The sequence below is a fragment of the Micromonospora sp. LOL_025 genome (assembly GCF_048060285.1).
Classification (GTDB): Bacteria; Actinomycetota; Actinomycetes; order Mycobacteriales; family Micromonosporaceae; genus Micromonospora.
Genome location: NZ_JBHMIR010000044.1, coordinates 23270 through 37493 on the forward strand (window position 1 = coordinate 23270; position 14224 = coordinate 37493).

General features: G+C 75.4%; 14 protein-coding genes. 8 read left to right on the forward strand and 6 right to left on the reverse strand.

Features of this window, described 5'->3' with window-relative positions; genetic code table 11:
* Positions 1-2: 2 nt before the first annotated feature.
* From ACFHW0_RS29595 to ACFHW0_RS29605, 3 genes are all read right to left on the reverse strand, one after another.
* The gene (locus ACFHW0_RS29595; protein ID WP_416612916.1) at positions 3-848 is read right to left on the reverse strand and encodes a hypothetical protein; all 846 of its coding nucleotides are present in this window, start codon (positions 846-848) and stop codon (positions 3-5) included.
* A gap of 472 nt (positions 849-1320) precedes the next feature.
* A complete protein-coding gene (locus ACFHW0_RS29600) occupies positions 1321-1749 on the reverse strand; it encodes an OsmC family protein (RefSeq protein ID WP_121397895.1) in 429 nt (142 codons plus the stop codon).
* A gap of 133 nt (positions 1750-1882) precedes the next feature.
* Positions 1883-2830 carry a serine/threonine-protein kinase gene (locus tag ACFHW0_RS29605; RefSeq protein ID WP_416612918.1) on the reverse strand — a complete coding sequence of 316 codons (948 nt, stop codon included), beginning with the start codon at positions 2828-2830 and terminating at the stop codon, positions 1883-1885.
* Positions 2831-3002: 172 nt separating this feature from the next.
* Between ACFHW0_RS29605 and ACFHW0_RS29610 the strand changes: the two genes are divergently transcribed.
* The 3 genes from ACFHW0_RS29610 to ACFHW0_RS29620 all read left to right on the forward strand — a co-directional run bounded on the left by ACFHW0_RS29610 (position 3003) and on the right by ACFHW0_RS29620 (position 5583).
* Positions 3003-3236, forward strand: coding sequence for a hypothetical protein (locus ACFHW0_RS29610; RefSeq protein WP_416612920.1), 234 nt, complete (start codon positions 3003-3005; stop codon positions 3234-3236).
* Positions 3237-3371: 135 nt separating this feature from the next.
* Positions 3372-4118, forward strand: a complete 747-nt coding sequence (locus tag ACFHW0_RS29615; RefSeq protein ID WP_416612922.1) for a response regulator transcription factor — start codon at positions 3372-3374, stop codon at positions 4116-4118.
* Complete coding sequence (locus tag ACFHW0_RS29620; RefSeq protein WP_416612924.1) at positions 4096-5583, forward strand: sensor histidine kinase; 1488 nt, start codon at positions 4096-4098, stop codon at positions 5581-5583. Before ACFHW0_RS29615 ends, ACFHW0_RS29620 begins: the two co-directional genes overlap by 23 nt.
* Positions 5584-5597: 14 nt before the next feature.
* Here the strand turns inward: ACFHW0_RS29620 and ACFHW0_RS29625 are convergent, their stop codons facing one another.
* Positions 5598-6452 (reverse strand): arginase family protein, encoded by an 855-nt coding sequence (locus tag ACFHW0_RS29625; RefSeq protein WP_416612926.1) that lies wholly within the window; start codon positions 6450-6452, stop codon positions 5598-5600.
* A 37-nt stretch (positions 6453-6489) separates the two neighbouring features.
* Between ACFHW0_RS29625 and ACFHW0_RS29630 the strand changes: the two genes are divergently transcribed.
* Positions 6490-7176 (forward strand): helix-turn-helix domain-containing protein, encoded by a 687-nt coding sequence (locus tag ACFHW0_RS29630; protein ID WP_416612927.1) that lies wholly within the window; start codon positions 6490-6492, stop codon positions 7174-7176.
* A gap of 31 nt (positions 7177-7207) precedes the next feature.
* Here the strand turns inward: ACFHW0_RS29630 and ACFHW0_RS29635 are convergent, their stop codons facing one another.
* Positions 7208-7597, reverse strand: a complete 390-nt coding sequence (locus ACFHW0_RS29635) for a VOC family protein (RefSeq protein ID WP_416612928.1) — start codon at positions 7595-7597, stop codon at positions 7208-7210.
* 191 nt (positions 7598-7788) lie between these two features.
* Here ACFHW0_RS29635 and ACFHW0_RS29640 point away from each other — a divergent pair, with 191 nt between their 5' ends.
* The 4 genes from ACFHW0_RS29640 (at position 7789) to ACFHW0_RS29655 (ending at position 13251) form a co-directional block, all read left to right on the forward strand.
* The gene (locus tag ACFHW0_RS29640; protein WP_165947858.1) at positions 7789-7938 is read left to right on the forward strand and encodes a hypothetical protein; all 150 of its coding nucleotides are present in this window, start codon (positions 7789-7791) and stop codon (positions 7936-7938) included.
* Positions 7939-7947: 9 nt separating this feature from the next.
* Positions 7948-9372: a class I SAM-dependent methyltransferase gene (locus tag ACFHW0_RS29645; protein ID WP_416612929.1), complete on the forward strand. Its 1425-nt coding sequence runs from the start codon at positions 7948-7950 to the stop codon at positions 9370-9372.
* An 82-nt stretch (positions 9373-9454) separates the two neighbouring features.
* Complete coding sequence (locus ACFHW0_RS29650; protein ID WP_416612934.1) at positions 9455-11497, forward strand: sulfatase-like hydrolase/transferase; 2043 nt, start codon at positions 9455-9457, stop codon at positions 11495-11497.
* Between the two features lie 470 nt (positions 11498-11967).
* On the forward strand, positions 11968-13251 hold the full coding sequence (locus ACFHW0_RS29655) for a citrate synthase (RefSeq protein WP_416612930.1): 1284 nt from the start codon (positions 11968-11970) through the stop codon (positions 13249-13251).
* Between the two features lie 79 nt (positions 13252-13330).
* Here ACFHW0_RS29655 and ACFHW0_RS29660 read toward each other — a convergent pair.
* Positions 13331-14224: glycosyltransferase family 4 protein (locus ACFHW0_RS29660; RefSeq protein WP_416612931.1), on the reverse strand; the 894-nt coding region annotated here is incomplete at its 5' end.

Consider the following 14224-nt stretch of genomic DNA (forward strand, 5'->3'; position numbering starts at 1 on the left):
CGTCAGGTCAGCGCCGCGACGACCGTGGTGGCCAGCTCCTCGTGCTGGGCGTAGGCGTCGGGGAAGGCCGAGACCTGCACGGCCTGGGCGGCGCCGGCCACGCTCATCTGCTGCCAGCCCGGGACGTCCCGCAGCGCCTCGTAGAAGGCCCGCGCGGCGTACGACGGGCGCATCAGCTCGCGTACGGTGCCCCAGCCGCTGCTCGGGCGCTGCTGGAACAGGCCCACGGAGTCGTGGTCGGAGCCGCTGCCCTGGTGCGGGTACCGGCTGGACTCCGGAAGCACGTCGCTGGCGAGGTTGTAGAGCCGGCTCTCCTGCATCGCGGTCGCCACGGCGACCACCATGGCGCGACGGGGCATCTTCAGCTCGGCGCCCACGTCGACGATGACCTTGGCGTTGTCCATCTGCGCCTGGGTGAGTCCGGCGACCGGGCGTGGGCGGGGCGGCGGGGCCGGCTTGCGCGGGGCCTTGCGCGTGGCCGAGGGGGTCGGCTTCGGCGTCGGGCTGGGGCTGAGCGAGGGCGAGGGGGAGGGGGAGACGGCCCGGTCCAGGGACCGCGAGGCGCGGTCGTCGTCGACGGCCCGCTCGGCCAGCGCCTCGGCCACGGGTTCCCGCGCGGCGTCGGCGTCCTCGCGCGTGCCGGCGAACGCGGCCACGCCGAGGCAGCAGGTCACGCCGGTGGCGAGCGCGACCCGGACGGGGGTCGAGGCGAGCAGGGCCCGGCCGCGACGCTGCCGCTCGGCAGCGCGATGACGGCCGATCGTCCGTTCGGTCGAGGCGGGATCGTCCGGGCGGGTGGCCGGCCGTTCCCGGGTCAGCTTCTGGTCCAGGGGATCGTCGGGGTGCACCCGCCGAGGCTAGAAAGGCGAGCGCGTCTTGCCATCGGCCTGGTTGGTGGCATGCGCCACAATTTGCGCCGATCTGCGGGCCGATTACGCCCGCCGGGCCATCAACGACGTCATCTCCGCTTTTCTATTCTTTCGCATATATCCGATAAGGAGTGGACAACCGGGCGAAGAATAGATCTTGGATCGGCGCGCGCGCCGAGCCGAGCCTCCACCGAACGGTGGAGGCCACTCCGGACCGCCCGGACGACCACCCGTCGGCCCGGAGGCGAACGCGCAGGTCGTGCCTGCCGCGCCGGTGACGGAGTCCCGTCCCGCCACCGGGTCCGCCACGGAGGGGCGGTCGGCACCGGGCCCCCGCAGTTGATCGGTGACGGGCCCGCCCGGCGGCCGATCGGTGCCGGACCCGCCCGCAGTTGATCGGTGACGGGCCCACCCGGCGGCCGATCGGTGCCGGACCCGGCGTGGCGGGCGGTCAGTGTCGGCCGTTCTCCGCCGGGGTGACGGTGAGCCGGTGCCGGCTGCCGTCGCCGCTGGAGAAGGGCCACAGCCGGTCCGCGTGCTCGACCAGCTCGGCCAGCTGTTGCCGGCTCAGTCCCGCCGACGAGATGGAGGCGTGCACGTCGGCCCGGTACCGGCCGTCGTCGTCGCGCCCGAGCTTCGCCTCCGCGCGTACCTGCACGGTGTGCGCCTCGTCGGTGATCTCGCCCGCCGCCTCCACCGCCGCGTGGTGCAGGCAGGACGCGAAGGCGGCGGCGAGCAACTGCTCCGGGGTCAGCCCCGAGCAGTGCGGTGCCAGTGGGGACGCCAGGGGCGTGGACAGGCTCCCGTCGTCGGTGCGTACGTGGCCGCCCTCGGCGGTCGCGGTGGCCGTCTCGTTCAGCCAGGAGCTCGATTCCGGCATCGCGTTCCTCCCGTCGCTCAGCCGCCCGGCTACCCGGCCCCCGGGCGGTGAAACCGCAGGCGGCCGGTGGGAGGGCCGGGGAAGCCGGACGGGAGCGGCCACGACGCCGGCGTGCCGGCGCGCGGGAGGAGGCTCAGCCGGCCTGGGTGGACCAGTCCGGAAGGGGGGCCGCCTCGGTCACCTCGGCCGCCGCCCGCTCGGTCCACGGCGACATCGACCCGACGCGCTGCCGCGGCGCCGTGGGCTGCCCCAGCGGCACGTACACCCGGGCGTCCACCGCCTCCGCCAGCAGCAGGGCCGCCATCAGGCTGGACGGCCGGTCGGCCGGGTCGTCGGCGAGGCAGCTCGCGCACAGGTCGGCCACCTCCGGCGGCAGCCCCTCGATCTCCGGCAGTGGCAGCGGTGGTTGCCGCCGGCGCGCGCCGAGCAGTTGGGTCGTGGTGCCCGCCTGGTACGGCAGCCGCCCGGTCAGGCAGTAGTAGAGCAGGACGCCGAGGGCGTACATGTCGGCGGCCGGTGTGGCGGGCGCCCGCTCCAGCTGCTCCGGCGCGAGGTAGGCCGGCGTGCCGACCACCATCCCCTCCGGTGACCGGTCCGGGGTGCCGGACGGGGTGGCGATGCCGAAGTCGAGCACCTTCACGCCGGCCGGGGTCAGGATCACGTTCGCCGGCTTGACGTCGCGGTGCACGATGCCGTGCGCGTGGGCCGCGGCCAGCGCGGCGCTCACCTCGGCGCAGACCCGTACGGCGATGCGCCAGTCCACCGGTCCGGCCCGCAGGTGCGCGGCCAGCGTCTCGCCCTCGGCCAGCTCCATGACGATGTAGGGCACCTGCCCCTCGGGGCCCGTCCCGCAGGTGCCGAAGTCGTGCACGAAGGCCACGTTCGGGTGCACCAGCCGGGCGGCGGAGCGGGCCTCCGCGCGGATGCGCTCCACAGAGGTGTCCTGACCCTCCTGCCCGGGGGACATCACCTTCACCGCGACCGGCCGGTCCAGCACCGCGTCGTGGGCCCGCCAGACCTCCGACATGCCGCCGATGCCGATGCGCTGTTCGAGCCGGTACCGCCCGTCCAGCGTTCTCATCGACCGCTCCCTGCGCCTCCTGGCCCGTCCCTCGACAGGCGCCCGATGCTGCGGTACCCGGGCTCCGATCAGGGCAAACCGCCGCCGGATCCGGGCGGGGCCGCCCACCGCTGCGGTAGCTTGCGAGCCGGGGCCGCTGCCGGGGCGGCACTGCGGGAAGGCGGGCGCACGGATGAGCGAGGTGACCGTACGCTTCGTCGGCGGCCCGGCCCACGACCTGGTCCGGGCGGTGCCCGCCGAGCCGGACGGCTCCCCGCCCGCGCACTGGATCCTGCGCCACCCCGACGGCGCCGGGTCGGCCACCGGCGGCGGGCCGGACCACCTCTACCGGCGCGAGCGTTTCACCGGCGGCGGCACCTGGACGATGCGCTTCGTGCACACCTACCCCGTGGGCATGACCGAGTGAGACCGCCCGTCGCACGTCGGTCGGGGCGGGCACCGGGGCGGTCGGCCGCCCGGCGGTGGACGGGGCGGCCGACGCACAGCGGGGGCACAGGTCGCGCACAAGCCGGGCACAGCGGCCCGGCGCACGATGGGGGCCATGGTGACGGACGGGCGGGCCGGGGCGGGCCGGGTCGAGCTGCGCCGCCCCGACGGGGAGCCGGTGCGGGTGCTGGTGGTCGACGACGAGCCGACCCTGGCCGACCTGCTGTCGATGGCGTTGCGCTACGAGGGCTGGCAGGTGCGTACGGCGGGCGACGGCACGTCGGCGCTGAACGCGGCGCGGCAGTTCCGGCCCGACGCCGTGGTGCTCGACGTGATGCTGCCCGACCTGGACGGCTTCCAGGTGCTGCGCCGGCTGCGTGAGCAGGCCCCGACGGTGCCCGTGCTCTTCCTGACCGCCCGCGACGCGGTGGAGGACCGGATCGCCGGGCTGACCGTCGGTGGCGACGACTACGTCACCAAGCCGTTCAGCCTGGAGGAGGTGATCGCCCGGCTGCGGGCGCTGCTGCGCCGCTCTGGTTTCGCCGTCGCCGCCCGCCCGGACGCGGTGCTCACCGTCGGCGACCTCAGCCTCGACGAGGACAGCCACGAGGTGCGCCGCGACGGCTGCCCCGTCACCCTCACCGCCACCGAGTTCGAGCTGCTGCGCTATCTCATGCGCAACCCGCGCCGGGTGCTCAGCAAGGCGCAGATCCTCGACCGGGTCTGGAACTACGACTTCGGCGGCCAGGCCAACGTGGTGGAGCTGTACATCTCGTACCTGCGGAAGAAGATCGACGCGGGCCGGAAGCCGATGATCCACACGCTGCGCGGCGCGGGGTATGTCCTCCGGCCGGCGGAGTGAGCGGGCCGCCGGCCGGCTCCGCCGCCGGCTGGCCGGGGTGTCGCTGCGGACCCGCCTGGTGGTCGTCCTGGTCGCCCTGCTGGCCCTGGTCAGCGTCGCCATCGGCGGGATCACCACGGTCGCGCTGCGGCAGTTCCTGATCGACCGGGTCGACGACCAGCTGACGCCGATGCGGACCGGCCCCGGTCGGGCGGCGCCGTCGCCCTTCGAGGTGCCACCCGGCGGGGCGGACGCGCGGATCCCCCGGGGCCTTCCGCCGGGGACCGTCGCCGCCGAGCTGGCCGACGGCCGGGTGGTCCGGGCCTGGACCCTGGCCGACCGGCAGGAACGCGCCGTCCCCGCCGAGGACCTGGCCGGCCTCGCCGACCTGCCCACGGACGGCCGACCCCGCACCCGCGAGCTGGGGGAGCGCGGCGACTACCGGGTGGTGGCGCGCCAGCTTCCGGGCGGGACCGTGCGGGTGCTCGGCCTGCCGCTGTCGGGCGTGTCGCAGACCGTCCGGTGGCTGGTCGCCGCGCAGGCCGGCGTGGCGACCGTGGGACTGCTCGTCGCCGGCGGGGCCGGTGCCCTGATCGTGCGGGCGACCCTGCGCCCGCTGCGCCGGGTCTCCACCACCGCCGGCCGGGTCAGCGAGCTGCCCCTGGACCGCGGCGAGGTCGCGCTGTCGGTGCGGGTCCCGGCCGCCGACACCGACCCGCGCACCGAGGTCGGGCAGGTGGGCGCGGCGCTGAACCGGATGCTGGGGCACGTCGGCGCCGCGCTCGCCGCCCGCCAGGCCAGCGAGACCCGGGTACGCCAGTTCGTCGCCGACGCCAGCCACGAGCTGCGTACGCCGCTGGCGGCCATCCGGGGCTACGCCGAGGTCGCCCGGCGCGGCCGGGACGAGGTGCCGCCCGACGTGGCGCACGCGTTGCGCCGGGTCGAGTCCGAGAGCGTCCGGATGACCAGCCTCGTCGACGACCTGCTGCTACTCGCCCGGCTGGACTCGGGCCGGCCGCTCGCGGTCGAGCCGGTGGACCTGTCCGCCCTGGTGGTGGACGCGGTCGGCGACGCGCACGTCGCGGGGCCGGGGCACCGGTGGCGACTCGACCTGCCGCAGGCCGTGGTCCGGGTCTCCGGCGACCCGGCCCGACTGCACCAGGTGCTGGCGAACCTGCTGACCAACGCCCGGGTGCACACCCCGCCCGGCACCACGGTCACCACGACCCTGGGGGTCGCCGGCGGCGTCGCCGTGCTCGGCGTCGCCGACGACGGGCCCGGCGTGCCGCCGGCGCTGCGGGCCGAGGTGTTCGAACGCTTCTCCCGGGGCGACAGCTCCCGGTCCCGGGCGCACGGCAGCACCGGCCTGGGCCTGGCGATCGTGGCCGCCGTGGTGGAGGCCCACCACGGCACCGTCGAGTTGGACAGCCGGCCCGGCCGGACCGTGTCCACCGTCCGACTGCCGGGCGCCACCACCGACGCCTGAGCGCGCGGCGCCGGTCAGTCGGCCAGCAGCTCGGCGAGGACCTGCCCGATCCGCTCCGCGTGCCGCCCGTCCGGGTCCTCGTCGGCGTTGAAGTCGGTGACGCTCATCCCGATCAGCCGACCCGAGCACACCAGCGGTCGGGCCAGCGCGACGAGGTCGGCCCAGTCCAGCCCGCCCGGCTCGGGGTAGCTGACCGCCGGGAGCACGAGCGGGTCGAGCACGTCGAGGTCGAGGTGCAGCCAGGCCGGCGTCGTACCGACGGCGAGGTCCCGGCCCACCGCCGCCGCGTCGGCGCCCCGCAGCCGGGTGGCCGGCACCAGGTGGGCGGCGGGGTCGACCCGGGAGGCCTCCTTCCCGTCCGTCGCGGCCCGGTCGAGCGGCCGGTGACCGAGCACGTGCACCTGGTCGGGGTCGACCAGCGGCCCCTCCCGGTCGAGGACCCCCGCCGGCCCGTGGTCGGTGACGATCGACAGGTCCATGTCCGCCCCCTCGCCGGTGGGCGAGGTGCGACCGTCCTCGAAGTCGAGGTGGGCGTCGAGGAACCACAGGTCGAAGCCGGAGGGCAGCCCCTGCAGGATGCCGGGCAGGATCGCGCAGTCGCCCCCGAGCACCAGCGGGTGCCGTCCCGCGCCGATCAGCGTCGTGGTGCGGACGGCGATCGCCCGGCCGGCGCGGCGCACCTGGTCGACGCCGATCACCCCGGTCTCCGGGTCCCGTACCGGGTCGGTGATCAGGGCGTCCACCGCGCCGGCGTCGGCCGCGCCGACCCGGCCCAGCAGCCCGGCGGCCCGCAGCGCCGCAGGCGCCCGGTGCTCGCCCCGGCCGCGTCCGGAGGAGTCGAGGGGAGCGTCCAGCACCGACCATCGCACATTCGGAGGCTAGCCCGGTCGTGGCAGGCTGGGCGGCATGTACCGGGAACGTCCGGCCGGGTTCGCCGGCGCGGTGCTCTGGACCAGCGCCACGACGGCGGGCGCCGCGCCGACCAGGGTGCTCCCCGACGGCTGCCTCGACCTGCTCTGGTCGAGCCGCTCGGGGCTGACGGTGGCCGGCCCGGACCGCACCGCGCACCTCAGCGGCGGCGGGCCGGCGGAGCGCTGGGTGGGGCTGCGGCTGCCGCCGGGGACCGGCCCGGCGGTGCTCGGCGTACCGGCCGTCGAGCTGCGCGACCGGCGGGTTCCCCTGCCCGAGCTGTGGGGCGACCGGGGGGTCGCCCGGCTCGCCGAACGGGCGGAGGCGGCCCCGGCCGAGGTGCTGACGGAGATCGCCGCGCGGCGGCTGCGGGCGGCCGGCGGGCCCGATCCGATCGGGGTCCGGGTCGCCGCCGCGCTGGCCGCCGGCGCCAGCGTGACCGCGACCGCCGCCGAAGCCGGCCTCGATCCGCGCGCCCTGCACCGTCGGTGTCGACACCTGTTCGGGTACGGCCCGAAGACCCTGGCCCGGATCCTGCGGATGCGGCGCGCGCTGGCGCTGGCCCGCGCCGGCACCCCACTGGCCGAGGTGGCGGCCCGCTGCGGCTACGCCGACCAGGCCCACCTGACCCGCGACGTACGCGACCTGGCGGGGGTTCCGCCGACCGCCCTGCTGCCCCGCTGAGCCGGCCGCTCGCGGGCGGGCCCCGTCATCCCTACGGGAGCGGGGCGAACAGGTCCACGCCGTTGCCGTCGGGGTCGAGCACCACCGCGTACCGCTGGCCCCAGTAGGCGTCCCACGGGGGCAGGTGGCCCGGGTGCCCCTCGGCCACCAGCTCCGCGTAGAGCCGGTCGACCTCGGCCGGGTCGGCGCAGCGGAAGGCGAGGCTGGCCCCGCCGCCGCCCCCGGGCTTCCAGTCCGGGTCGAAGGCGCGGATGGTGTCGGCGGTGTCCCAGGCCAGCCGCAGGCCCCCGGGCAGGGTGACCTCCACGTGCGGCGCGGTGTCGGCGTCGGCGGGGATGTCGAGGCCGAGCCGCCGGTAGAAGGCGAGGGAACGAGGTAGGTCGCTGCTGACCATGCCGATGAGATCGAGTGTCGGTGCCATGTCCATCACCGTAGGGACGTCCCCCGGTGCTCGTCTTGAACGAAACGGACAACCGGACGGAGTGCCGGGTGTGCCCTTCACGACCGGGACGATCGGCGTAGCGTGTCAGACAAGTCCGGCTTTCCGGGCAAATCCCCCAAGGGATCCTGCCCGCGTACGCCGATCTCGAGACGCGACGGAAGGAGCGGTCGGTGGAACACCTGGCCTACCTGGACGCGGGGTCCGGCAGCCTGATCGTGCAGGCGGTGGTCGGCGGGGTGGCCGGCGCCGCGGTGGCGGCCAAGCTCTACTGGCGGCGGCTGGTCGACCGGTTCCGCCGCCAGCCCACCGACCAGCGCTGACCTCGGCCGATGGCGAACTCCCGCACCGGCCTGCGCGCCGAGCCCGGCTCCTTCCGCGACCCCGCCAACCGGGTCTTCCACCTCGACGGCGACGTGCTGCGCGGGCTGGACGCGCGGGCCGCCGGGGAGTGGCGCGCGCTGACCGCCAGCGAGTTCTTCCCGCCGCTGCTCGCCGCCGGCAAGGTGTGCGGCACCGAGGCGGTCGAGTCGCCGGCCGTGCCGTCGGCCGACCGGTGGGCCGCCGTTCTCCGCCACGAGCGCATCCCGTTCGTCTCCCACCCGTACGAGTGGTCGTTCACCATGCTGCGCGACGCGGCGCTGCTGCACCTGGAGATCCTGCGGGCGGCCCTGCCGGCCGGGTTCACCACGAAGGACGGCTCGGCCTACAACCTCCAGTGGCGGGGCGCCGAGCCGGTGTTCATCGACGTCGGCTCGTTCACCCCGGCGCGCGACGGCGAGCCCTGGGCCGGGTACCGGCAGTTCTGCCAGACGCTGCTCTACCCGCTGCTGATCGACGCCCACCTCGGGCTGGACTTCCAGCCCTGGCTGCGCGCCCGGGTCGACGGCATCGAGCCCGACCAGATGCGCCGGCTGTTCGGCGGCGTCCGGCGGCTGCTGCCCGGCGTGCCCACCCACGTGCACCTGCACGACGCCATGCAGCGGCGCAACGCCCGGGCCAGCACCGCCGACGTCCGGTCCCAGTTGCGGGCCGCCGGCTACTCCCGGGAGCTGGCGCTGGCCACCGTACGCGGCATCGAGAAGCTCGTCCGGCGGCTGGAACCCCGGCCGGCGGCCAGCCACTGGGTCGACTACCAGCGCACCTGCGCGTACACCGCCGACGACCGGGCCGCGAAGGAACGCTTCGTCGCCGAGGCGCTGGCCGACGGGGCGCGGCCCCGCCTGGCGCTGGACCTCGGCGCCAACGACGGCCGGTACGCCCGCCTCGCCGCCCGGCACGCCGACTACGTCGTCGCGGTCGAGCAGGACCCCGGCGTGCTGGACGGGCTCTACCGGGATCTGCGCGCAGCGGGAGAACGGCGGATCCTGCCCCTGGTGATGGACCTCGCCGACCCGTCGCCGGGCGGCGGCTGGCTCGGCGTCGAGCGGGCCTCGTTCGCGGACCGGGTCGAGGCGGACGCGGTCCTCGCCCTGGCCGTGGTGCACCACCTGGCGATCGGGCGCAACGTGCCGCTGCCCGAGGTGCTGGACTGGCTCGTCGGGCTCGCCGCCCCCGGCGCCCGGGTGGTGGTGGAGTTCGTCCACCCCGAGGACCCGATGGCCCGACGGCTGCTGGCCAACAAGCCCGAAGGGCTCTTCCCCGACTACCGGCCGGCCGAGTTCGAACGGCTGCTCGCCGCGCGCTGCCGGATCGCGCGGCGACTCGACCTGCCCTCGGGCACCCGGACGCTCTACGCGGCGGTCGTGGGTGGCTGAGCCGGCGCCCGCGCCGGACCGCGCGTGCGACGACCGGCCGCCGGGCGACCTGCTGTCCGGCGACCGGGCTCCCGGCGACCTGCTGTCCGGCGATCAGCCGTCGGGCGACCGGCCGTCGGGCGATCGGGCTTCCGGTGGCCGGCCGGGCGGTTGGCGTACGGAGCTGGGCCGGCTGGCGGAGGTGGCGGGGCTGGTCGGGCTCGTGGTCACCCAGCCGCTGCTGGACGTCCTCGGGCGCAGCCCCGACTTCTTCCTGTTCCACCGGGCGGACCGCCGCGAGATCATGCTGCTGGTGGCGTTGGTCGCGCTGGTGCCCACCGCCGCCCTCGCGCTGCCCGGCGCGCTGTCCCGCCTGGCCGGACGCACCGCCCGCGCCGCCACGCACACCCTGCTGGTGGGCCTGCTGCTCGCCGCGCTGGCCGTGCAGGTCGGCCGGCACGGTACGCCGCTGCGGGGCGTGCCGCTGCTGCTGCTCGCCGCGGTGGCCGGGGCCGCCGGGGCCGCCGCGCACCGGCGGTGGCGCGCGCCCGGGCGGGTGCTGCGGCTGGCCGCGGCCGGGCCGCTGCTGTTCGTGGGGCTGTTCGTGTTCGCCTCGCCCACCTCCACGGTGGTGCTGCCCCGGGGCGAGGGCGGCGCCGCCGGGGTGGCCGGGCCCGGCAACCATCCGCCGGTGGTCGTGCTGGTCCTCGACGAGCTGCCCCTGGTGTCCCTGCTCGGCGCGGACGGGCGTGTCGACGCCGCCCGGTTCCCGCACTTCGCGGAGCTGGCCGGCGGCTCCACCTGGTACCGCAACGCCACCGGCGTCAGCGGCTGGACGCCCTACGCGCTGCCGGCCATGCTGACCGGCCGGTACCCGCAGCGGGCGGCGGCACCGCACTACTCGCAGTACCCCGACAACCTCTTCACCGTCCTCGGCGGCCTGTACGACGTCCGCGCCGAGGAGAGCATCACCCGGCTCTGCCCGCCCAGCCGCTGCGAGCAGCCGGTCAGCCCCGAGCAGGGGATGGGTGTGCTGATCCGCCAGGCGGGCGGGCTGCTGCGCCAGGTCACCGCCCCGGTCGACAGCCGCGTCGACCCGGAGGACTCGTACCGCGAGCAGACCCGCGCGGAGGCGGGCATCGACGCCGCCGAACCGGTGCCGGCGGACCCGAAGTTCCGCTGGGACAGCCTCGACGACAACCAGCCGGCCCGGTTCACCAGCTTCCTCGCCGGGCTCCGGCCGGCGCCCCGGCCCACCCTGCACTTCCTGCACCTGCTGATGCCGCACTCGCCGTGGGCGTACCTGCCGTCGGGGGCGCGCTACGACGCCCCGGCGGACCTGCCGAACGACGGCGACGGCTGGGCGGAACTGGCCCGCCGGCGGCACCTGGCGCAGCTCGGCTACACGGACCGGCTGATCGGTGAGACCCTGCGTACCCTGCGCTCCACCGGCCTCTACGACCAGGCGCTGCTGGTGGTCACCGCCGACCACGGCGTCAGCTTCACCCCCGGCGCCCAGGGCCGGGGCATGGGCGCCATCCGGACCGCCCCCGGCGAGGTCGCCTGGGTGCCCACGTTCGTCAAGACACCGGGCCAGCGCGCCGGGCGGATCGACGACCGGAACTGGCAGCACGTCGACCTGCTGCCCACCATCGCCGACGAGGCGGCCATCCGGCTCCCCTGGCCCGTCGACGGCCGGTCCGCCCGGCAGGCCCCGCGCGCCGAGGCGGGCAGGGTCTTCTACGACCGCCCCGGCCAGCCGACCCCCATCACCGGCGGCGTGCCGGCCCCGATCGCGCCGCCCGCGCCCCATCCCCTGGTGGGCACCGCCGTCGGCGACCGCCCGGCCGGCGGCACCGCCCGCGTCGCCGACCTGGCCGCGTTCGACGCCGTGGATCCGGACACCGGGCGGCTGCCGGCCGCCGTCTGGGGCGACGTGCCGGACGACGTACCCGACGGCACAAGGCTGGCGATCGCCGTCAACGGCCGGGTCGGCGCGGTCGTCCCGGTGGTGCCCCGCGACGCCGGCGGACGCCGCTTCGCCGCCCTGCTCGCCGACGACCGGCTCTTCCACGCCGGCGCCAACCGCCTCACCATCTACCGCGTCACCACCGACAACACCCTCCTCCACCTGACTCTCACCTGACCCGCGCCGTTCATCCCTCACCCCTCACCCGCCCCCTCGGGGCGCTCGCCGCCCGTCGCGGGTCACGGCGGTGGCGGCGGCGTCCGGTTCCGACCCTCCCGCCCCCGGCCTCCCTCCCGCGGCTCCTCGCGCGGCTCCTCCCGCGGCCGCCTCGCGCGGCTCCTTGCGCGTGATCATGAGGTTTGCGTCCTAGGTAAGCGCGTTCCCAGGCGCAAACCTCATGATCGCCAGCACCCGGTGCCGGTGCCGGGCGCCCGTGCCGGGGGCCCCGGGGGCGGGGCCCGGGGGCGAGGGCGGGGGGCGGTGTCGGCTCCGGCGCGTCCGGATTGCGCGGGTTTCCCGGCTCCCTGGTCGGGAAACGGGTGACGCATGCCTCACCGTCGAACCACGACAGGCGGTATCTCCTCGACCGTGATTACGGTAAAAGCGAAGGCAATTCAACGCAGATCTGCCGGCGAAGCGAGGGAACCATGACGGAAGTCAAGCTCGATCACCCCGGTGGGCAGCTTTCGATGCCGGTGCAATCCGCGGTCGAGGGCCCCGCCGGCATCGGGGTGGGCAAGCTGCTGAAGGAAACCGGGATGACGACGTACGACCCCGGTTTCGTCAACACCGCGGCCTGCTCGTCCGACATCACCTACATCGACGGCGACGCGGGGATCCTGCGTTACCGTGGGTACCCGATCGAGCAGCTCGCGGAGAAGTCCTCGTTCCTGGAGGTCTCCTACCTGCTGATCTACGGTGAGCTGCCGACCCAGCAGCAGTTGACCGAGTTCACCGAGCGGATCCGCCGGCACTCGCTGCTGCACGAGGAGATGCGCCGCTTCTTCGACGGCTTCCCGCGCGACGCGCACCCGATGGCCGTGCTCTCGTCGGCCGTCAGCGCCATCTCCACCTTCTACCAGGACAGCCTGGACCCGTTCGACTCCACGCACGTCGAGATGTCCACGGTGCGGCTGATGGCGAAGGTGCCCACCATCGCCTCGTACGCCTACAAGAAGTCGATCGGTCAGCCGCTGCTGTACCCGGACAACTCGCTGGGCTACGTGGAGAACTTCCTGCGGATGACCTTCGGCGTGCCGGCGGAGCCGTACGAGGTCGACCCGGTGATGGCCAAGGTGCTGGACATGCTGTTCATCCTGCACGCCGACCACGAGCAGAACTGCTCCACGTCGACCGTGCGGCTGGTCGGCTCCAGCAACGCCAACCTCTTCGCCTCGGTCTCGGCGGGCGTGAACGCGCTCTTCGGCCCGCTGCACGGCGGCGCCAACCAGGCCGTGCTGGAGATGCTGGAGAAGATCCAGGCTGACGGCGGCGACGTCGGGTCCTTCGTACGCAAGGTGAAGGACAAGCAGGACGGCGTGAAGCTGATGGGCTTCGGCCACCGGGTCTACAAGAACTACGACCCGCGCGCGGCGATCGTGAAGAAGGCGGCCCAGGACGTGCTCGGCCGGATGGCCAAGCCCGACCCGCTGCTGGACATCGCCGTGCAGCTGGAGGAGATCGCCCTCGCCGACGAGTTCTTCGTCTCCCGCAAGCTCTACCCGAACGTGGACTTCTACACCGGCCTGATCTACAAGGCCATGGGCTTCCCGACCAAGATGTTCACGGTGCTCTTCGCGCTGGGCCGGCTCCCCGGCTGGATCGCCCAGTGGCGCGAGATGATCAACGACCCGGAGACCAAGATCGGCCGCCCGCGGCAGATCTACACCGGTGCCCCCGAGCGGGCGTACACCCCGTTCTCGGAGCGCTGAGTTCCGGCCGTACCGACGACGAAGGCCGCCGACCCGCACCGGGTCGGCGGCCTTCGTCGTGTCGTGCTCCCGGCTCCGGTCAGCGCAGGCCGGCGGCGGCCAGCAGGTTGCCCTCGGCGATCGACGGCACGGCGCGACCGCGGGTCACCCGCTCGGCGGCGAACGACCCGGCGGTGGCGATCGCCGCGGCGTAGGCGGCGGCCGTACGCTGCGCGATGGCCGACCAGCCGTACCGCTCGTGCACCATGACGCGGGCCCGGCGGGCGAGCTGGCGGGCCCGCTCCCGGTCCGACAGCAGCGCGTCGACGGCCTCGGTCAGCCCGTCCGGGTCGTGCGGCCGGAAGGTCATCCCGGTCACCCCGGGCTCGACGATCTCGGCGAGCCCGCCGGTCGCGGCGACGGCCAGGGGCGCGCCGGCGGCGGCGCCCTCCAGGGCCACCATGCCGAACGGCTCGTAGATGCTCGGCACGGCGAAGCAGTCCGACGCGGCCATCACGGCGGGCAGATCGGTGCCGCCGAGGAAGCCCGGGAGGCTGACCGTGCCGCCGAGGCCCAGGCGGTGCACCTCGGCCTCCAACTCGCCGCGGTACGGCCCGTCGCCGACGATGACCGCACGTAGCCCGGGGTGCCGCTCGCGCAGCCGGGGCAGCCCGGCGATCAGGTGCTGCACGCCCTTCTCGTAGACCAGCCGGCCGGCGAAGGTGACCAGCGGCCCGTTCCCGGCGAAGCGGGCGCGGGCCTGCGCCACCGCGGCGGCCGGCACCCGCCAGCGGTGGGGCTCCACGCCGTTGGGCACCACGTCGACCCGGCCGGCCGGCACGCCGAACAGCCCGGTCACCTCGTCGCGCATGTAGCCGGAGCAGACGATCACCCGGCCCGACTCGCCGGCCAGCCAGTGCTCCACGCCGTGGATGGTGCGGTTCATCTCCTCGGGCAGCCAGCCCTGGTGCCGGCCGGCCTCGGTGGCGTGGAT

What these genes read in the sequence shown, in the direction of transcription:
- ACFHW0_RS29600 (WP_121397895.1), bottom strand. Translation starts at nt 1,749, where the DNA reads ATGCCGGAATCGAGCTCCTGGCTGAACGAGACGGCCACCGCGACCGCC.
- ACFHW0_RS29605 (WP_416612918.1), bottom strand. Translation starts at nt 2,830, where the DNA reads ATGAGAACGCTGGACGGGCGGTACCGGCTCGAACAGCGCATCGGCATC.
- ACFHW0_RS29610 (WP_416612920.1), top strand. Translation starts at nt 3,003, where the DNA reads ATGAGCGAGGTGACCGTACGCTTCGTCGGCGGCCCGGCCCACGACCTG.
- ACFHW0_RS29615 (WP_416612922.1), top strand. Translation starts at nt 3,372, where the DNA reads ATGGTGACGGACGGGCGGGCCGGGGCGGGCCGGGTCGAGCTGCGCCGC.
- ACFHW0_RS29620 (WP_416612924.1), top strand. Translation starts at nt 4,096, where the DNA reads ATGTCCTCCGGCCGGCGGAGTGAGCGGGCCGCCGGCCGGCTCCGCCGC.
- ACFHW0_RS29630 (WP_416612927.1), top strand. Translation starts at nt 6,490, where the DNA reads ATGTACCGGGAACGTCCGGCCGGGTTCGCCGGCGCGGTGCTCTGGACC.
- ACFHW0_RS29635 (WP_416612928.1), bottom strand. Translation starts at nt 7,597, where the DNA reads ATGGCACCGACACTCGATCTCATCGGCATGGTCAGCAGCGACCTACCT.
- ACFHW0_RS29645 (WP_416612929.1), top strand. Translation starts at nt 7,948, where the DNA reads ATGGCGAACTCCCGCACCGGCCTGCGCGCCGAGCCCGGCTCCTTCCGC.
- ACFHW0_RS29655 (WP_416612930.1), top strand. Translation starts at nt 11,968, where the DNA reads ATGACGGAAGTCAAGCTCGATCACCCCGGTGGGCAGCTTTCGATGCCG.